Source organism: Cytobacillus oceanisediminis 2691 (assembly GCF_000294775.2).
Taxonomy (GTDB): domain Bacteria; phylum Bacillota; class Bacilli; order Bacillales; family Cytobacillaceae; genus Cytobacillus; species Cytobacillus pseudoceanisediminis.
In genome coordinates this window covers 61,693-80,198 of the sequence record NZ_CP015506.1, presented here as the reverse complement: position 1 = coordinate 80,198, position 18,506 = coordinate 61,693, and the positions used below count along the sequence as shown (strand labels likewise).

General features: G+C 43.8%; 15 protein-coding genes and 2 tRNA genes. 2 read left to right on the top strand and 15 right to left on the bottom strand.

What is annotated here, in order from left to right; genetic code table 11:
- Positions 1 to 164 precede the first annotated feature (164 nt).
- The 3 genes from A361_RS00410 to spoIIE form a co-directional block, all read right to left on the bottom strand.
- On the bottom strand, positions 165 to 1,142 hold the full coding sequence (locus A361_RS00410; protein ID WP_009336642.1) for a protein kinase domain-containing protein: 978 nt from the start codon (positions 1,140 to 1,142) through the stop codon (positions 165 to 167).
- A complete protein-coding gene (locus tag A361_RS00405; RefSeq protein ID WP_009336644.1) occupies positions 1,111 to 1,848 on the bottom strand; it encodes a VWA domain-containing protein in 738 nt (245 codons plus the stop codon). Before A361_RS00405 ends, A361_RS00410 begins: the two co-directional genes overlap by 32 nt.
- 271 nt (positions 1,849 to 2,119) lie before the next feature.
- Entirely contained in the window at positions 2,120 to 4,600 is a 2,481-nt protein-coding gene (gene spoIIE / locus A361_RS00400; RefSeq protein WP_019382055.1) for a stage II sporulation protein E, read from the bottom strand.
- A 356-nt stretch (positions 4,601 to 4,956) separates the two neighbouring features.
- Here spoIIE and A361_RS00395 point away from each other — a divergent pair.
- Positions 4,957 to 5,030 (top strand) — tRNA-Met (locus A361_RS00395).
- Between the two features lie 61 nt (positions 5,031 to 5,091).
- Positions 5,092 to 5,163, top strand: a tRNA-Glu gene (locus A361_RS00390).
- A 314-nt stretch (positions 5,164 to 5,477) separates the two neighbouring features.
- Here the strand turns inward: A361_RS00390 and A361_RS00385 are convergent.
- From A361_RS00385 to A361_RS00330, 12 genes are all read right to left on the bottom strand, one after another.
- On the bottom strand, positions 5,478 to 5,933 hold the full coding sequence (locus A361_RS00385) for a S1 domain-containing RNA-binding protein (RefSeq protein WP_019382054.1): 456 nt from the start codon (positions 5,931 to 5,933) through the stop codon (positions 5,478 to 5,480).
- A 271-nt stretch (positions 5,934 to 6,204) separates the two neighbouring features.
- Positions 6,205 to 6,615, bottom strand: a complete 411-nt coding sequence (locus tag A361_RS00380) for an FtsB family cell division protein (protein WP_019382053.1) — start codon at positions 6,613 to 6,615, stop codon at positions 6,205 to 6,207.
- 15 nt (positions 6,616 to 6,630) lie between these two features.
- Positions 6,631 to 7,263 (bottom strand): spore cortex biosynthesis protein YabQ, encoded by a 633-nt coding sequence (gene yabQ / locus A361_RS00375; protein ID WP_019382052.1) that lies wholly within the window; start codon positions 7,261 to 7,263, stop codon positions 6,631 to 6,633.
- A complete protein-coding gene (yabP, locus tag A361_RS00370; RefSeq protein WP_009336651.1) occupies positions 7,260 to 7,562 on the bottom strand; it encodes a sporulation protein YabP in 303 nt (100 codons plus the stop codon). The genes yabQ and yabP overlap by 4 nt, the downstream gene beginning before the upstream one ends.
- Before the next feature lie 257 nt (positions 7,563 to 7,819).
- Positions 7,820 to 8,086: an RNA-binding S4 domain-containing protein gene (locus A361_RS00365; RefSeq protein WP_009336652.1), complete on the bottom strand. Its 267-nt coding sequence runs from the start codon at positions 8,084 to 8,086 to the stop codon at positions 7,820 to 7,822.
- 17 nt (positions 8,087 to 8,103) lie between these two features.
- Positions 8,104 to 9,558, bottom strand: a complete 1,455-nt coding sequence (mazG, locus tag A361_RS00360) for a nucleoside triphosphate pyrophosphohydrolase (RefSeq protein ID WP_019382051.1) — start codon at positions 9,556 to 9,558, stop codon at positions 8,104 to 8,106.
- A gap of 8 nt (positions 9,559 to 9,566) precedes the next feature.
- Positions 9,567 to 11,174, bottom strand: coding sequence for a putative polysaccharide biosynthesis protein (locus A361_RS00355; RefSeq protein ID WP_019382050.1), 1,608 nt, complete (start codon positions 11,172 to 11,174; stop codon positions 9,567 to 9,569).
- Positions 11,175 to 11,607: 433 nt separating this feature from the next.
- Positions 11,608 to 12,144 carry a stage V sporulation protein T gene (gene spoVT / locus A361_RS00350; protein WP_009336655.1) on the bottom strand — a complete coding sequence of 179 codons (537 nt, stop codon included), beginning with the start codon at positions 12,142 to 12,144 and terminating at the stop codon, positions 11,608 to 11,610.
- Positions 12,145 to 12,558: 414 nt separating this feature from the next.
- Positions 12,559 to 16,098, bottom strand: a complete 3,540-nt coding sequence (mfd, locus tag A361_RS00345) for a transcription-repair coupling factor (RefSeq protein WP_019382049.1) — start codon at positions 16,096 to 16,098, stop codon at positions 12,559 to 12,561.
- A gap of 479 nt (positions 16,099 to 16,577) precedes the next feature.
- Positions 16,578 to 16,808, bottom strand: a complete 231-nt coding sequence (locus A361_RS00340) for an anti-sigma-F factor Fin family protein (protein WP_009336657.1) — start codon at positions 16,806 to 16,808, stop codon at positions 16,578 to 16,580.
- 129 nt (positions 16,809 to 16,937) lie between these two features.
- Entirely contained in the window at positions 16,938 to 17,498 is a 561-nt protein-coding gene (gene pth / locus A361_RS00335; protein ID WP_019382047.1) for an aminoacyl-tRNA hydrolase, read from the bottom strand.
- 262 nt (positions 17,499 to 17,760) lie between these two features.
- Positions 17,761 to 18,411 (bottom strand): 50S ribosomal protein L25/general stress protein Ctc, encoded by a 651-nt coding sequence (locus A361_RS00330; RefSeq protein ID WP_019382046.1) that lies wholly within the window; start codon positions 18,409 to 18,411, stop codon positions 17,761 to 17,763.
- Positions 18,412 to 18,506: the final 95 nt, after the last annotated feature.

The following is an 18,506-nucleotide window of genomic DNA, read 5'->3' as shown; positions in this document are numbered from 1 at the left end:
GAAAAAAATCATCCTCTATTATTGAAGTTTCACTTTATACTACCCCTGCAAAGGGCAGCGTAATCCTTCATATAGAAAAGCATATCATTTTTAAAGGGTAAATATCAAAAGGGATTAAGCTTACTATACGAATCAGGGAGAAGAAAGTTTCATTTTTCTCAAATTTAAAGCAGCTGCCCATAAATATATAAGAAATAAAGAAGCGTCACGATAAGGGTAATCAGCAGAGTTTCAAAGATGCTCCCTTTCTGTTTTTTCTGCCTGTACACTTGCCTGCTGGCAGGCTGAGGACGGGCTTTTTGTCCGGCGTTCCTGTTTCCCGTGCTCCTTTGCACAGGATTTGAACGAGTGAGCTGGAGCATATCATTTCTCATTTCACCAGCCGAGCTATAGTGGCCTTGCAGGGCATTTAGAATAACATCTTCGTATTTCAGCAGCTCTTTCTTTTGGCGGACCATCATTTTGAGCTGTTTGAAGTCACCGGTTGTCTTGGCAAACCTTTTTGGGTATGCCGTATTGATTATAATCATGGCTGCAGCAAAGAGATCGTAGGCCGGGTCAGCCTTTCTGGTCCCCAATCCCCAATAGCCGCGATCATAAAACTCGGTAAATTCTTTTATCGCCCTGCCTTGAATGGTGGTTCCACCCACATCTATGGTGCGTATTTTTGAAGGAGGGCCTGTTACGATCAAATTATCCGGCTTTAAATCACCGAAAACCCAGCCCGTTTTATGCAAGGAATCAAGATCGTTCAGCAGCTGTACGATTAAAACACCGGTCCAGGATGATCCTTTTTGCTGGATAAATGTCAGTAAATCAGGGCCCTGTATATATTCCATTACATAGAACGAAACCTTTCCGCTTCTCCTATCCCAATCATCCACATCAAGCAAAGAAGGCCCGAGGGCAGAGCCTTGGACCTTTGCAAAGGATTTAAGGACGTTCACTTCAGACGTGATGGACATCCCGTTATCACTCATTTTCAAAGCAACCTGCTGATTTTGGTTTTTAGCGAGATAAACAATCCCATTCGCACCATACCCTAATTCCTTTATAATGGTATATCGGTTTCGGTGCCACTTTCCTTCAATTACAGTACCAGGGTTTACTTTACACTGACTCTTCAAAGAATGATTCATCATCACGGGAAAGCAGACTCCTTAATGAACGTTTTTTCTTGAAATGGTTTAAGGCCTCTTGAATAGCCGGACCTGTAGGCGTAATCCCTCCTGTTGTCAATTTCGAGAAAATGCTGGTCAGCGATTCAAGATTCGGCGTCCAATCCAGCAGTTTTTCGACATCTTTCTTTTTCCCGGGAAATACGAATACGGAAAATCGGTTATCACCAGATCGTGCATTAAGGCTTAGAGAAAGATCCAGCAAGGCTTCCTTAACGGTTGGAAGCTTATGTTTCATACTTGCACTGGTATCCACGAGAACCAGCACTTCAAGTTCGACTGTCTCACCCAGTTCATCCACAACCTCCATCACCTCGCCGCGCTGATCAGGCGGAAGGTCCTCCATTGTTTTGGAACCGCCGAGGATCTGCTGAAGCTCCTTGTTCACAACTCCCTGAAGGGTCTGGGTCATGGCTTTTCTCGTCACCATCTGTACCGTCTGGGACAGCTGCTGAGAGTAGACAACCTGACTGACACCGCCTCCTGACATCGCGATTCCTTCAATTTCATTCATTCCCTGCTCATCAATGACATCCTGCTCCATGACTCCGATGACATTCACAGTTATTCCCTGCTCCTTGGCCAAGGCCGCCATGGCAACGGGATCTTCACCCTGATTTGAACAGCCATCCGTTATCAGTAAAATTTGCTTCAATGTTCCTGTTTTCATTTGAATCTCCCCTCCACATTTGAGTTGTTAGCATTTTCGACTGAAAGGAGGGGATTTATACCTAAGAAATGCGGAAGCACCTTGTTCACCCCCGCTAAGCATAAGACGAACCCTGCAAGAAGGTGTTCTTCCCTTCTGGAAGGGATTGGCAAGCCTTTCGTCCCTGGGAGCCGCAGCTTGATAAGCTTATGACCTCGAGGGGGCAGGTGCTGAGCTGGACAATTATCTAATTTAGAGACTTTATTGAGTTATTTAGCAATGAGCAAATTAATCAGTTGGCCTTTTGGCGCATGGCATGTACGGGAATGCTGGTCCATTTCGGAGTATTGTGTTTGACCTTTGACACAACCACCGTCATATCATCTTCAATATTCCCGGATCTTGACCTGATGACCTCTTCCATAATTAAATCGGCCACTTCTTGAGGGTCGTCCGTCTTCAACTCGGATACCTTGCGCTTCATCCACAAATCAAAGTTCTCGACATGCTTCGGCCCTTCAAAAACGCCATCACTCATCATGATCAGCAAATCTCCCGCTTTAAGCTGCTCACTGACCACATCTACATCAAATTCCTGAATGATTCCCATCGGGAGATTGCTGGCCTGAATTTTTATTACCTTATGGCCTCTCTTTACAAAGCTTGGAGTTGATCCAATTTTCAAAAATTTCGCGTCGGCATTCTGCAGATCAATCATAGCCAAATCCAAGGTGGAGAAAATTTCGTCTGTTGTCCTTAAAGAAAGAACGGAATTGACTGATTTAATGGCGACCTGCTCTTCAATGCCCGATTGAAGAATTTTCTGCAGGAGCTGAAGTGTTTCCTGGCTTTCCGCATGAGCCCGTTCCCCATTGCCCATTCCATCACTGATGGCAATCGCAAACTTTCCGCAGCCCAGTTCGATAGTGGAATAGCTGTCCCCTGATACTAAACCGCCGTCCTTCGCAGCATGTGCAACGCCCGTTTCAACCACGAATGCCTTGGCTGACCGGAATGTGACATGGCAGTATCCATTTGGGAACGCGGCGCATTCCTCTGAATTTACTAATATCGTTTCTCCCAAAATATCAGATAGCATTGGTGCAATTAGCTTTTCGCATTCCCCATGCCCCTGGCAATATGGGATGGTCATATCAATGTCGACATTTCCCTGCTCCAGGCTGTAAATTTCCACCTGCTCGATATGAATGCCAAACTCCTGAAGTGCTTCAAGAATCTGTTCTTCCTGCTTATGATGATTTTCCCGCTCTCGCTGGATTTCTTTCGCAAAATCCCCCATTACCTCCGAAACACCCATCAGCTGATCAGCTACCAGCCTTCTGCTTTCCTGAACCTGCTTCTTCAGCCTTTGGTTCGCCTTAAAATAAGTCAGCTCCTGCTGTACAGCTTCAGTCACTTTTTTCGATCTTGTGCAGTACTTTTCCCAATCCCTCGCAAGCTTTGGAGAAAGAGCACCTTCATTGTTGTCCACATCGTGCATAATATCCATCATATAGTCATAGGTTGTATTAAAGTTCTTTGACCAGCAATGATCTTTCTTAAAGCAGGTCTGGCATGTTTTTTCCGTTACATTGCTTAAGAAATAATCCACTTCCCTATCACCGTCTTCCTCCCATTCAGATGGCTCATTATGAGAGGAGAAGCTTTTGGAAAGGGCTTGGAAGACGCTTGAGAACTGGGCAACACGCTGTGCTGTCACATCGCGCATTTTTCTCATATAATGCTGCTGCTCAGCGGCATATTCAGGCGTCCCCGGGATGTGCTTGGCCAATTTCATCGTTAAAGCCTGCGGAGTTAATAAAAATAAGAGAATCGCTGCGCCTGTTTCATACAGAGTTTTCATGAGATTTCCGCTTCCTTCTCCATACATGCCCATCAGGAGTGTTGCAATCAGAAGGCCGAATGCCACACCGAACTTCCTGCCTTCTTTTAAAAGACCGCCTAATAGACCCGCGAAGGCCAGCAGACTCATATGATAAAAGCTCGATATATTCGCAAGGGAGAAGATCAGACCGGTTACCACCCCTACTGTAGAACCGACGGTGGCTCCTGCTACAAAAGCAAAGAGCAGGACAAGATAGCGAGACATAATATGCTCGACCGAAAGATCATAGACCGTCCAGCCGATCGTTCCCGTCATGACAGATGCCAGCATAATGATCAGGCAGACAATTTCTTCGGTTTTCAGTGATTGTCTGCGTTTATTTATCGAAAGCAGCGGCAGACCCTGCAGGAAAATCAGCGTTAGAATGAAACCAAGGCCTGATTCAATACCGGCCATCATTCCATCATATAAAGTCAGCTGGCCCTTCGTAATGAAAGCCTCCAGGAGCTTGCCTCCTAAAAGAGTGAAGAACACGAAAAAAGGCAGTGCCCTGATTTCATTATGCAGCCATTTTTTCGAGACCCGGAAGGCAAATAAAAAGATGAAGGTTATTCCAAAAGCAGATACAGCATTGGAGATGGACAATGTGGCAGCGCCTGCCATTAATCCCACTAGGGCCAGGGGCGCCTTATCCCTTCGTATGAAATAAACCGCCGCAAAAAACGGAAGGCTAAATGGGGTAAGCTTCGCCAATATCAAGGCTCTTCCAAGCAAAAAGCCAATGATCAGCAGAACATAGCCTTTTTTCAGAAAGAAATTCTCCAACCCCGAGTGGAGTTTTTTTAAGCCTTTGGCAAAATCCAGTTTCGGTTTGTTGAAGGGCACTTCCCCGATCGGCTCCATTACATTCCTTTCTACCTTTTCCATTAAACTACACTCCCCATATTTTTATCGTTGCTGACAATTATAAAATCCAGCGCTCCAGAAGTTTGTCAAAATAGCGGACAAGCCCCGGCTTTTCGTTCGACGGTTTTCCACTATATATGGGGATAGATAACAAGATTTAAAATTGGTCTTTCTGAAGTTCCGCTTGGTTCTGACAAAAAAAGTAAACAAACCCTTGGAAGGACAGCTTTCCGCGGAAAGAGAAGCTTGGGAGAAATTGACGAAGAGGCAAGGGAAATTTACGACATATTTCTTTAAATATCTTATTGACTTCCTTTTTAAAAATTTGTATTATAAATCTTGTGCTTCAGAGCACATCTATAAATCTATAAAAATATGGCGGTGTAGCTCAGCTGGCTAGAGCGTACGGTTCATACCCGTGAGGTCGGGGGTTCGATCCCCTCCGCCGCTATCTGAAATATTCGAGGTTTGAGCTTAAACCACTCAAGCTCCTCAAAATTCAATATTATCCTGGCCCGTTGGTCAAGCGGTTAAGACACCGCCCTTTCACGGCGGTAACACGGGTTCGAATCCCGTACGGGTCATTTCAAAAGAGCGTCAGCCTTAGGCTGGCGTTTTTTTGATTGTTTTGGATGAATTTTTCTTCTTTCAGAACAGCAGTTACCTAGTAATTGATGAACCTTTTTTAATTGCTTTCCAGTTATCGGTCACTTTGTCATGTTTAGCGGTCAGATTTTCAATAAATCGGTTACTTTTCCGGATTATCGGTCACTTCGCGCTGCATTAAGATTTCACTATTAATAAGTTTCCATCAGAAATTACTTCATTAAACAGCACAAAAAAACAAGCCCAATCGGACTTGTTTTCCATCCTGCTATATAGATCAATCAGCAGCAAGTTATCCTCGTTTAGCGCCTCTTCCTCCGCGTTTGGATTCAGTATGGCGTTTTAGCGATGACAGACGATCTTCGCTGTCCTTTAGGAAACGAGCCATTTTGGCTTCAAAGTTTTCTTTAGGGCGATGGTCGTTTGATCGGTTTTGGCGAGGTCGGCCAGAGTTTGAATTAGGTCTGAATTCTTTTCTGTCGCCTCTTTCAGGTCTTTCAGAACGCTCAGGCCGGTCTTTTGCCTTTTTGATGGATAATCCAATCTTGCCGTCCTTTTCGACATTAATGACTTTCACTTCAACCATATCACCCACTTTGAGGTGCTCATTAATATCTTTTACATACTTGTCAGCGACTTCACTTATGTGCACCAGACCCGTTGAGCCTTCCGGCAGCTCCACAAATGCTCCGAATTTTGTAATGCCTGTGACCTTTCCTTTTAACTTGCTGCCTACTTCGATTGACATTAAAAAAATTGCCTCCTTGAAAGATATAAAGTGAAACTTCCATCAGGTGCTGCAAAATACATCCTCAGCTCAGTCCAGCTGTACAGAATTATATTTTCATACATATTCACTGATGGGGAGTTGAACTTACCGGACCTTTACAGACAGTTCCCTTTTTACTAACTTCATTAGGTTTAACTTACTTTAAACGAAGGGGACTGCCTGTTAATCTGCGATAAATCAAACTTACTATATATTATACAGAAACCAAAAAAAGAGTGTCAATATAGCGTCAATCGGCCTTTTTTTCCTTTTTCTTTTCTTTTTCCGTCTCTTCTTCAGGGAGGTTAAAAATGATTTCGTTATTGTCGGATAGGAAGTAATCTTTGCGGGCAAGCTTCGCGATATACTCATCATCATTCAGCTTAACAATTTCTTCTTCGAGCATGACTTCCTTTTTCTTAAGGTCAGAAAGCTCCTGGTCCAGCCGGGTTTTCTCTTCCACTTTTTCTTCCAGAGCAGCAGACTGCGAAACGAGTGTGGAAATCATAAAAAATGAAACGACGGCTGCCAGTGTGAAAAATGCCGCTAATCTGCGAAATAATAGCTTTTTCTTACGGCCCGCACTGATCTCTGCTGCTTCCTGCTGTTTAACATAGCTGGTTTCCATTTTGGCTACATTTTTCTTCTTGGTGGCACTCACTTCCGCACTCCCTCCTTACTCTTTAGGTTTCTTCCACTTTGCAATCCATTTTAAAACATAATTCTTTATCAGCTGTAAATATCCTGCCAATTTATTATATAACTTCTCGACTGTTTTTTTAATCTTTTTCGGCAATAACTTCCACAAAAGTGACAAAATCCATTTGACAGGCAGAAAAACCACTTTCAAGATGAACCAAAAGACTCGAAGTATGGCTTTTAAAAGGGAATAAAGTCCTTTTCCAAGCATAACGGCTATCGCAATTAACGCCATAATAAGACCCTGGATGGGCTTATAGATGAGCAAAGTAATGGTCTTCACGAAAAAGCGGTATATGGAGATCGCCATCCGGATGGATATCTCCAATACCCGCAGATACATTTTCTTAAATAAACTTTGATAAGCGGCAAAACCGCACAGCAAAGCAATGAAAATATAAAACCTTAACTCGCCTTGATTCACCAGAAATAAAATATAGAAGATTGCCAGGCCCTGGACGAGCCAAAAAAGAATATCATTAATAAATACAAGCCAGCTTTTCCGCCTGGTTCTTTGCAGGAAACGATTATACGTATCAAGGGCAGCCCCAAATACACTTCCCATGCCGATCATTGCCAGCATGGTCACAAATTGAGTGGTCAGTGTCATCGGAACAACTTGCTAAAGAAGCCTTTAGCTTTATCTCCATTCTGATCGTCAATATAAACAAGGTCAAATACCTTCCCCTTGATGGAAACAATTCCCTTGTCCACATCCAGATTCTTCATCTGCAGGTTCTGCCCTCTAATCGCCAGGAAACCCATCACCGTCTCCAGCAAAAATTCTTCATTATCAAAGCTTTCGACCTGTTTAACGCCAGTAATATCGAGCAGTCTTCTGCCTCTCATAATGACATCGTGTTCCTGAGTATTGGTTTTGTTTGAACTTGACTCATAATATTGACTCATTATTCATCCCCCGCAATCAGCATAGTACAACCTTTTTGTACATGTTTATGAAAAGGGGAATTAAAATAGAACAAGCCAATAGGAAAAGCGGAGGCGCTGCTGAATTTGAAAAATGATACGGATGAAATTACGCTAAATCAAGATTTAACGGTCAATATGAAGATTATATCGGCCTAAAACGGGAATTTAACGGCCAACAACGCTCTTTTATCGGCCGAAACCGATAGTTTAACGGCCAATCTCCATAGGAGCAGGCCTTATGCTTCCGATTCAACCTTCTCTTCTTTAACAATCGAGTACATTTCCGCCGCTTCTTCCTTGCGGGTCGTTTCCTGCAGGCGCTCCACTTTGACCGTTACCAGCTTCTGCCCGAAGCGGATTTGAAGTTCATCGCCCACTTTAACGGTTGAGCTCGCTTTGGCCTGCTGTCCATTTATGGAGATCCTTCCCTGATCGGAGACTTCTTTTGCCAGTGTTCTTCTTTTTATAAGCCTTGATACTTTTAAGAATTTATCTAATCTCATCTATTGCCACTCCTCTATTAGTAACCTTTGGATTTTGCCTCATTCCAGAATTCATCGAGCTGCTCGAGTGTAAAGTCTTCAAATTTACTGCCGCTCATCATTACCCGTTCTTCCACAAAAGTAAAACGGCGGATGAATTTTTCATTGGTTTTTCTCGCAGCTTCTTCGGCATCAATTTTATAGAAACGCGCAATATTCACAAGCGCAAACAGGATATCGCCAAATTCCGCCTCCATCTCGGGGCTTAAATTCACGGCTTCCTTCTCGAATTCGGCAATCTCTTCTTTTACCTTCTCCCAGGCAGGCTCAACTTCCTTCCAGTCAAAACCGACTTTTGCTGCTTTTTTCTGAATTTCAGCCGCTCTCATTAAGTTCGGGAATGATTTCGGGACAGTATCCATCATGGATTCCTGCTTTTCACCCTTTTCTTCCTGCTTAATGCTCTGCCAATTTTTAAGCACCTCTTCTTCATTTTCTGCCTGTACATCACCAAAGACATGAGGATGACGGCGGACCATTTTTTCAGAAAGTCCTTCGATCACATCATCGATGGTAAAATAACCTTCGTCTTCGCCAATCTGTGCATGCAGCATCACCTGGAGAAGGACATCTCCCAGTTCTTCTGTCATATGCTCGCTATCTTCATTATCGATTGCTTCAATCAGCTCATAGGCTTCTTCAATTAAATATTTCTTCAATGATTCATGAGTTTGCTTTTTATCCCATGGGCATCCGTTTGGCCCCCGCAGTTCCGCAATAATGCTCCGCAGTTTTGAAAAATCTTTATAGAGGACTGCATCATTTTTTACAGGAGGCACATATACAGAAGTTAAGTTATTCAGTTCCATATTATGATCCAGTTCATGCAGCTGTACTTGTTTAATAACCTCATCCTTGCTGCCGGCAGCTGTTACAATATAAACTGCGTAATCGTAAGGCAGCTTTTCCATCAGTGTCAGCTTGACGTCGCTCGCAACAAACTGGTCATAAACCTGTCCAATGATGACGTGCTGGGCCACCTGGATCTCATCTCTGTTTAAATCGGTTCCATCCAGAAGCTGAAATCCTTCGATCGGATCAATTTTCAAAGCCTGAAATAAAGGATCAAGGAAGCTTTGTCCTCCTTCGATCATAATCTCAATGCCTCTCTGCGGAGCACGCTCTATGAGAAGCTGCACCGTACGTTCCGCAACAAGCGGATGTCCTGGAACTCCATATGTAATCTCTTTGGCAAGGGCTTCTTCCAGGAGGAATTCACAAATTTCCTCATACACTTCTTCAAATTTCTCATGTTTTTCGTAGATATGATCAAAAGACTGATATGTCAGCCCTTCTTGTTCGAGATCCCGCAGAACCGGATGCTCCTTTGTCCGCAGGTACAAGACCTCTGCCTGTTTAAGTTTTCGATATACGCCAAAAGGAAGCTGATCCAAGTCTCCTGCTCCAAGCCCGAGAATGGTTATTTTTTTCATAAAGCGATTCATCTCCTAGTCTTTTTGGGAAGCAAGAACATGAGTTTGCTTCCAAGCGGAAGCAGAGCAAGCTCTTCCTCTTTAAAAGTATTGCCTTTAAATACGATATACAAATACGTTAAGGCCCCCAGCGCTACGCAGCTTAATGCCTGGAATCCGGCAAACATTCTGCCCGGATCCGGTATTGGCAGCATGGCTGTGGCCTGAAGATACAGCTGCAAAACAACCGACATCATCAAAGCAGCAAATCCGGCCACCAATAAAAAGCGCAGAGAAATCAATGATATCTTCAAATATAAACGAAGCTTTGCAATAAGAAAAATTAAGACGGCAGCAAGCGCCAGGCACGATGCGGCCGCTGCACCTGCTGTGCCGTAAGAAGGAACCAATAGGATGTTCAGGCCAAGTTTCACGGCAAATCCCATCAAAATAGCCGCTGCCGGGAAAAAGATAAATCCCAGTCCCTGCAGGATTCCTGTGATTGTGATGATCAGGCTGCTCAGCAAGATCAGCAGACTAAGAATCGCCAGGACATCCGATCCCGACGAGTTTTCAAACAGCATAATATTTGCAGGCGTTATGATATTCCATAGGCCAGCCGTTGCTGCAGCACCAACAAGAATGCCGATTTGAAGGGCAAGTCTGATTTTATTATGAAGAAATGCAGGATGATTTCTCATTTTTTCTTTGGAAATGAGCGGCACCAGCGACAGGGACATGGATGTTGCCACAACAATGCCCAGCTGGATAATCGGCTGTCCGCGGTCATACACACCTTTCAGCGCCTTCGCTTCCTCTCCTTCAATTCCGGATGTTAATAGAAGCGAGTATAAATTGAACGAATCTGCCAGCTGAATGAAAATAAGCACGAGACTGCTGATGCAGATGGCAAATCCCTGTATGATAATCGTTTTGGCCAGCTTGCCGCTTTGTCTAAAATCGATGGCAATGGCGGACGGCAGGTTTTTTCTTTCTTTTATATAAAAGAAGGTGATTAAAATCAGGATGGCAATAAGTCCGCCGGTTATGGCACCAAAAAGGGCCCCGCTTCCCACCATGTATAGAGAATTTCCTCCCTTAACAAGCAAATAAGCAGCGAACAGGATGGTAATGACTCTGACAAGCTGTTCTCCTACCTGGGAGACTGCGGTTGGAACCATATCTCCTGTGCCTTGAAAATATCCCCGGAACAGGGACAGAATCGGAAAAAGAAGAAACATGGCTGCCACCACTCTAAGTAATATCGCCAGCTGCGGATCGCCCATCCTGACAGCCAGCCATTCCGAACCCCAATACAGAATGGAGAACCCGATAAAACCTATTATGGACAGAACAAAGGCAGAAACGGCAAATAAGTTCTGAATATCCTTCTCTTTCTTTAGAGCGGCCTGCTCGGCATAAAGCTTTGAAATAATGACAGGAAATCCATATGTAGATAACACGATAATGATTCCATAGAATGGATAAACCTGCTGATATATATAAAACCCTACATCCCCAACGATATTTTGAAAGGGGACCCGGTAAACAGCACTCAAAATTTTTGTAATCAGGGCAGCGATCGTAAGGATAAACGCTCCTTTAAACAAATCGCCAGATGTCTGAACGGGCTTCAATTGCCCATCTCCTTCCAATTGAATTCGAAAGTATTATAGCACATTGGGGCTTTATGCGCGGATTTACCAGGATTGCACGCGTTGTTTTTCGGTTCTGCGCGGGTTTCGTATTTTTTCGGGCGGATATCCTTGGGTTGCGCGCGCTCACTATCCTTGTGCGCGGGAAATCTTTGTTTTCGCGCGTCAATTTTTCGGTTACGCGCGGGTTCGGGGTTCTTGTGCGCGAATTCCTCTGAATTGCGCGCGCGATCTGCTTTATGCGCGGAAGTACCTGTTTTATGCGCGCTCCTCGATTACGCGCCGGTCCAGGGCTTTTGTGTGTTGGCGCAACTCACTTACTTTCTGTGCTGAATACCCGGTTTACGTGCCCGCCATCCCCGAGCCCAAAGAAAAAAGGCAGCATTCCGCTACCCCTTTCATTAAGTATCCATTTTTATGATTCCATTTGTCTGGCCAGGAAGCCTGCTGCTGTTTCAACTGCTTTTTGTTCCACGTCGCCCAGTGAATCTTCTTTTGCAAAAATGATAACTGCTCCAATTGGGTCGCCGTTTGCAATGATTGGGCCGATTGTATAAGCGGAGGAAGATTCTGTGTTCCCGTCTACAAGCGAGATGTCGCCTGACTGGTTAACCAGGACTGAACTGCGCTCTTCCATTGTTTTTTCAACAAGATCGCTTATGTTTTTGTTTAAGTAATCCTTTTTAGAACCTCCTGCAACAGCAATGTAAGTATCTCTGTCACAGATTAACACTGGATTTCCCAGGCTGTCATATAATGCTTCTGCATATTCTTTTGCAAAATCGCTCAGTTCACTGATTGGTGAATATTTCTTTAAGATGACTTCTCCATCACGATCTACGAAAATCTCCAGCGGGTCCCCCTCACGAATACGCAGTGTTCTGCGGATTTCTTTAGGAATGACTACACGACCCAAATCATCGATTCGACGAACTATACCTGTTGCTTTCATCCAACGTTGCCTCACTTTCATCTGATGATTTAATAGAAAAGCGGAAGTGCCTTGCTCACTCCTGACAAGCATAAGAAGAATCACACAGGAAATCCCGATTTCTAAAGTGATTTGACTTATGACTCAAGGGGCTAGGCGCTGGAGCTAGACAACTCTAACACCAGCTCAGCACTTACTCTTTCCTCTTTTGGCTATGATCCATAATTGGGAGAAAATGAATGCATCGCCATGTTTGAACTTAGTATCTTTCATATGGAAAGTTATATACGTGCACAAAAATTTTTTCTCATAGATGTTATTCATTCCAAAACCGGATAAACATTCCAAATGATCCTTCAACTTAAAATTACCCTCGTCAGAAAGAGATAAACATTTCTATTGTTTCATTTTATTGACAGTGGTATTTCCATAAATTTACGCAGTTGGATGTTCCTGCTCTTTTTTCGCTTCCTGCATTCCTTTGATCACTTCGTATGCAATGTTAAGCCATTCATTTGTTTTTATGCCTTTAATATGGAGGACAGCTTTCAGTTTCTTTCCTTCCATGCCCAGGCCGATCATTCTGCCGTATTTGCTTGTGATCTGGAAAATCTTCTGGCCATCTATATGCTCGCTGGCCTTTTCCGATAATAGAATCAGTACTTCCTGTTTGGATTGTTTAACTGTCTCGACTCCGGCAAGTTCACCGTATGCCTTCATTTCGGCAATCTGGAATAAATATCCCACTTCATCCGGATACTCGCCAAAACGGTCAATCATCTCATCCTGGAGCTCTTCCACATCCTCAAGCGAAGAAATGCCGCGGAAGCGCTTATACATTTCTATTTTCTGATGGCCATCAGACAAGTAAAAATCAGGAATATAGGCATCAACATCCAGGTCGATCTCGATCTTAGCCGGTTTTGCCTCGACGCCATCCAGCTTATCTTTCCGTTCTTCAATCGCTTCTTTAAGCATTTGCGAATACAGATCAAAACCGACAGAGTCGATGAATCCATGCTGTTCTGCTCCAAGCAGATTGCCGGCGCCCCGGATTGATAAATCCCGCATGGCAATTTTGAAACCAGAACCGAGCTCTGTAAATTCCTTTATGGCCTGTAGCCGCTTTTCAGCTACCTCTGTTAATACTTTATCTTTTCGATAAGTGAAGTATGCGTAGGCAACCCGGTTGGAACGGCCAACCCGTCCCCTAAGCTGATAAAGCTGGGACAGACCCATTTTGTCTGCATCATGGACAATCAGCGTGTTGACATTTGGAATATCTACGCCAGTTTCAATGATCGTTGTGCTGACGAGAACATCGGACTCGCCTTCCAGGAAGCTTAACATAACAGATTCTAACTCATTTTCCGTCATTTTCCCATGGGCATATGTTACCCTTGCATCTGGAACTAGCATGGATATTTCCTCGGCTTTTCGTTCTATATCCTCCACCCGGTTATATAGAAAATAGACCTGTCCATCCCTCGCCAGTTCCCTTTCAATTGCTTCTCGAACCAATGCACCATTATACTCCATCACATAAGTCTGGACCGGGAACCGGTTCTCAGGCGGCGTTTCTATAACCGATAGATCCCTCACGCCCAGCATTGACATATGAAGGGTTCTCGGGATTGGCGTTGCAGTCAGGGTAAGGACATCTACATTTGTCTTAAGCTGCTTGATCTTTTCTTTGTGTGTTACTCCAAAGCGCTGTTCTTCATCAATAATGAGCAGGCCTAATTCTCTATACTGGATATCTTTTGATAAAATCCGGTGTGTGCCGACAACTACATCAATAGTCCCTGCCTTTAAGCCTTTAAGAGTTTCGGTCTGCTGCTTTTTCGATCTGAATCGGCTTAATAACCCAATTTCAATCGGGTAATCCTGGAATCGTTCTCTCATCGTTTCATAGTGCTGCTGAGCCAGTATGGTCGTCGGAACGAGGATGGCAACCTGTTTTCCATCCGCAATCGCCTTAAAAGCAGCACGGATCGCCACTTCTGTTTTCCCATAGCCCACATCTCCGCATAATAAGCGGTCCATCGGGCGCTCCCTCTCCATATCTTTCTTAATTTCATGGATGGAACGGATCTGGTCCTCTGTTTCCTGGTATGGGAAGGCCGCTTCAAATTCCCTTTGCATATCCCCATCCGGACTGAAGGCATAGCCTTTTGATGCCTCTCGTTCTGCATATAGCTTGATCAGATCATCCGCAATATCCTGAACAGATGATTGAACCTTTTTCTTAACCCGCTTCCAGTCGTTTCCGCCCAGCTTATAAATTTTTGGCTCTTTTGCTTCGGAGCCGACATATTTCTGGACAAGCTCAATCTGTTCTACTGGCACATACAGCTTGTCGCTGCCCTGGTAGCGGATATGGAGATAATCTTTGTGGACCCCGTTAATCTCAAGAGTCTCAATCCCTAAGTATTTTCCGATCCCGTGATTAACATGAACGACATAGTCTCCAACCTTCAGTTCGGAATAACTTTTAATTCTTTCTGCATTTGAAAGCTTTTGCCTGCGGGCTTTCTTTTTTGTGCGCTTGTTAAAAAGCTCTTCTTCCGTAATAACAGCCAGCTTTTGGCTTGGAAGTTCGAATCCGGTCTGAAGACTGCCTTCTGTAATTTGAATTTTCCCTGTTAAAATCGGGTCATCCTCACTCACAAATGCCGCTTCAATCTCATAGTCTTCAAGCACTCTTTGCAGCTTTTTAATCCGCTCTTCGTCCGGACCCAGGAATACGACTGAATATCTGCCTTTTTTCCACCTGTCCAGCTCGCTTTTCAGCACATGCATTTGTCCATGGAAATTCTGCATCTGTTTGCAGGTGACATTAATGATGTTTTGCGGATTTGTATTCGGTACATGTCTCAGGAACAGCGACATATACGTAATCGGATGCTTTGAACGGTGCAGAAACTCTTTTAAGGTGTGTGAAATCTTCACATCATGAATGATCTGGCCCTCGCCTAAAAGACTTGTATACCACTCGGCCTCTTCCTTATCAAGAGAGTCATTCATTTCCTGCACACGGCTGATTTCGTCAATGAAAATTAAGCCATTGGCAGGGAGATAGTCTACTAAACTACTTCCTTCCTCAAAGGCAAACGATAGGTATTTGAAAAGGTGTTCAGGCTTGTTCCCCATTCGAAGCTGTTCTAATTCATAGCCAACATTCTGGGCCAGCTGTGTTTTCGCTTTATCATCTTTCAGTTTTTTCAGGCTTGATCCCAAACCTTTTTCCAGTTTTTCAATTAATGTCTGGAAGTGTTCTGAATCCAGAGGTATTTCGGTTGCTGGTCCAATCGAAATCTCGTTTAATTTTTCTTTTGACCTTTGGTCCTCCAAAGAAAAAGTCCGGATTGAATCAACTTCTGTATCAAATAGCTCAATCCTAACTGGATCAGCCTCAGTCAGTGGATAGATATCAATGATTCCGCCCCTGACGCTGAATTCTCCCGGCGAAGAAACCATTTCCGAACGAACATAGCCCATATGGACAAAGTTTTTTAATTGTTCGTCTGTCAGTTCATCACCAATTTTTAAAGACAGCTGGTATTTCTGCCAGTGGCCTGGAGGCGGGAGAATCTTTCTTAACCCGGCCATCGGGACGATCATGATTCCTGTTTTATATTTGCTCCAATAATTTAAAGCCTCAATCCGCTGGGCCTTTAATTCCGGGCTGGCAATCCCCATTTCCGCTGCAATCAACTCATTTGCAGGATACAAAAACACTTCCGATTCCCCAGCCAGATTGACAATATCATCATATAGCTTCTGTGCCTGCAGAAGGTTGTGTGTTACTACTAGCATCGGCCTTCCCGATTGCTCATATATGGAAGACAAAAACAAGGTGCGTGCTGATCCAGATAATCCGGCAAGCATTTGCTCCCTAAGTCCTTCCTCTATGCCAGACATGATGGAACTTACATCATCCTGCCGGCTAATAATCTCTTTAAGACCTAACATGAAAGCCCCTCCTATAAGAAAAGCGTAAGCGCCTTGCCCACCCCCGACAAGCTCCTCGAGGGGGCAGGCGCTGAAGCTAGACAGTTCTCGAAGTTAAAAGTTATACTTTCTATCTTTTTAGAAAAGCGCAAGCGCACCTATCATCTATCATCCCCGGCAAGCATAAGACGAGCCTCACGGAAAGGAGTTCTTTGCCTTTTGGGAGGATTTACTTATACCTCGAGGTGGCAGGCGCTGCAGCTAGACAGTTCTCAACATTTAAAGAGTATCTTTTCCCAGGCAGTTCAACCGCCAAAAAGCAGATGCCAATTCAGGCCCATCGAGCCAGATAACTGACAGTCTGCAAAATCCATTTTAACTTTCATTAATCTTACTAATAAAATATGGATGCAACAAGAATCTATAGAACGGTTTCTATTAAATAAAATGATTGCCTCAAATAGAAATAGAAAAATGCTTTGGATTGTCTCCAAAGCTTTTTAATGAATAATAAAGTCCTGCTGATGATAATCCGGATTGCGTTCCAGTGATTCCTGGCAATCCTCACAGATCGCTTTTACATGCATATCTCCTGATTGTTCATAGGAGATCATCTCCTGGCGTTCCTGATCGTTTAGCTTATGGAAGCCAAGCTGCTCTGAATAAACTGAGCTTTTCTCTATTGAACCAATCTTTGTTCCGCAATGACGGCAATGATAATGAATAGCCATGCCTGTCCCTCCCGTTAAACTGTCCATGATTCTAGTATGGACCTCAGGAAGGGAACTTATTCATGCAAAAGACGATGCCGGCAATGAAAAGATACATTATTCTATGATAAGATTGATAAAATATGAAGATTATTGATTAAAATCGTTCATTACCTGTAAAAATGGTTTTTTGAACCATTCCTCACAGGCATCTGCGCACTTTTTAGCCGTTTCGTCCATAATAGCCTGTTCTTCTTTCGTGAAACGTCCCAGCACATAGTCAGGCACCTTCATGCCGCTCGGCGGACGGTCGATGCCAACTCGGATTCTGTTAAATTCCTGTGTTCCCAGATGTGCGATTGTAGATTTGATCCCATTATGGCCTCCTGCGCTCCCTTTTTGACGGAGACGTATCCTGCCTACAGGAAGATCCAGATCATCATAAATGACCACAAGTTCATCATCATTTATCTCGAAATAATCCATAACAGCCCGGATGGATTCTCCTGATAAATTCATATATGTAAGAGGTTTTAGCAGAAATACTTTCTCTCCATTCACATAACCTGTGCCAAATACGCCTTTCAGCTTGGCCTGATTCAAAGGAATATTCAGCCGGTCCGATAAGACATCAATCACATCAAAGCCAATATTGTGCCTTGTTTTATCATATTGCTTGCCGGGATTCCCCAACCCTACAATTAATTTCATTTTCTCACCCCATATTCGAAAAGCGCAGAAGCCCAGCATTTATCCAGGCGTGCGCTCTGAGCTTTTTCATTTCTCTTTTTCATTATAGTAGAAAGTGTGTTGTTCGATAAGAAGAATTCTGTCGAAGTTGTGCCAGGGACTCGATTGCCCCTGCTGCTTCTGATCTTATCCGAATGCGCGTCTCATTCGGATTCATTTTAATGCCATGCAAACAGGGGCTGGCCATTATTGCCAAGCCCCTGCAAGAATAGTTTCCCTGAGCTTATTCTCCACCTGCTTTATCTTCATTTGCTGTTGTTTCTCTGCCTTCTTCATTTTCAGGAGTACCAGCTTCCTGTTCTTCACCGCTGTTGATTTCTTCTTCCTGTCTCGGAGGAAGGATGGAAGCGATAACCTCTTCATCTTCATTATTGATTTCATAGCCGCGATTTGCCTTGATATCAGCGACTGTTAAGGTCTCATTCACCTGCAGATTTGTTACATCCACTTCAACAGAAGGTGGAATATTATTCGGTGTCGCTGTAACAGAGACTTCATGCATGGATTGCTGCATTACGCCTCCATCTTTTACTCCTGCTGCATCTCCAGTCAAGACGACGCGTACATCGGCTGTCATTTCCTTATTCATATCCACCGCTAGAAAATCGGCATGGACAATTTCATTTTTAATCGGATTGGACTGGTAGTCACCAAGCACCACTTCATGTTTGCTGCCATCTACATCTAATGAAAATACGCCGTTTCTGCCTACTTCCTTGATCGTCTTTAGAAAATCGGCTTCGCTTAAGTAGATGGATTGGCTTTGAAGTTTTGAACCATACACAACTGCCGGAATATTACCTTCTTTTCGCAGTGAAGTTAAGTTGGAGTTGCGTGAACCTTTTCTTTCCTTTGCTTGCAATACAGCTGTCATAAATACGTCCCCTTCCTCATTTTGAAAAATTCTCGTCTATATAAAAAAATGCCCTAAAATGAGGAAGTCTAAACGTTTTTGTTTTTTTCATATGC

What these genes read in the sequence shown, in the direction of transcription:
- pth (WP_019382047.1), bottom strand. Translation starts at nt 17,498, where the DNA reads ATGAAATTAATTGTAGGGTTGGGGAATCCCGGCAAGCAATATGATAAA.
- A361_RS00405 (WP_009336644.1), bottom strand. Translation starts at nt 1,848, where the DNA reads ATGAAAACAGGAACATTGAAGCAAATTTTACTGATAACGGATGGCTGT.
- A361_RS00410 (WP_009336642.1), bottom strand. Translation starts at nt 1,142, where the DNA reads ATGATGAATCATTCTTTGAAGAGTCAGTGTAAAGTAAACCCTGGTACT.
- mfd (WP_019382049.1), bottom strand. Translation starts at nt 16,098, where the DNA reads ATGTTAGGTCTTAAAGAGATTATTAGCCGGCAGGATGATGTAAGTTCC.
- A361_RS00385 (WP_019382054.1), bottom strand. Translation starts at nt 5,933, where the DNA reads ATGTCAATCGAAGTAGGCAGCAAGTTAAAAGGAAAGGTCACAGGCATT.
- yabP (WP_009336651.1), bottom strand. Translation starts at nt 7,562, where the DNA reads ATGAGTCAATATTATGAGTCAAGTTCAAACAAAACCAATACTCAGGAA.
- spoVT (WP_009336655.1), bottom strand. Translation starts at nt 12,144, where the DNA reads ATGAAAGCAACAGGTATAGTTCGTCGAATCGATGATTTGGGTCGTGTA.
- yabQ (WP_019382052.1), bottom strand. Translation starts at nt 7,263, where the DNA reads ATGACACTGACCACTCAATTTGTGACCATGCTGGCAATGATCGGCATG.
- A361_RS00365 (WP_009336652.1), bottom strand. Translation starts at nt 8,086, where the DNA reads ATGAGATTAGATAAATTCTTAAAAGTATCAAGGCTTATAAAAAGAAGA.
- mazG (WP_019382051.1), bottom strand. Translation starts at nt 9,558, where the DNA reads ATGAAAAAAATAACCATTCTCGGGCTTGGAGCAGGAGACTTGGATCAG.
- A361_RS00330 (WP_019382046.1), bottom strand. Translation starts at nt 18,411, where the DNA reads ATGACAGCTGTATTGCAAGCAAAGGAAAGAAAAGGTTCACGCAACTCC.
- spoIIE (WP_019382055.1), bottom strand. Translation starts at nt 4,600, where the DNA reads ATGGAAAAGGTAGAAAGGAATGTAATGGAGCCGATCGGGGAAGTGCCC.
- A361_RS00340 (WP_009336657.1), bottom strand. Translation starts at nt 16,808, where the DNA reads ATGGCTATTCATTATCATTGCCGTCATTGCGGAACAAAGATTGGTTCA.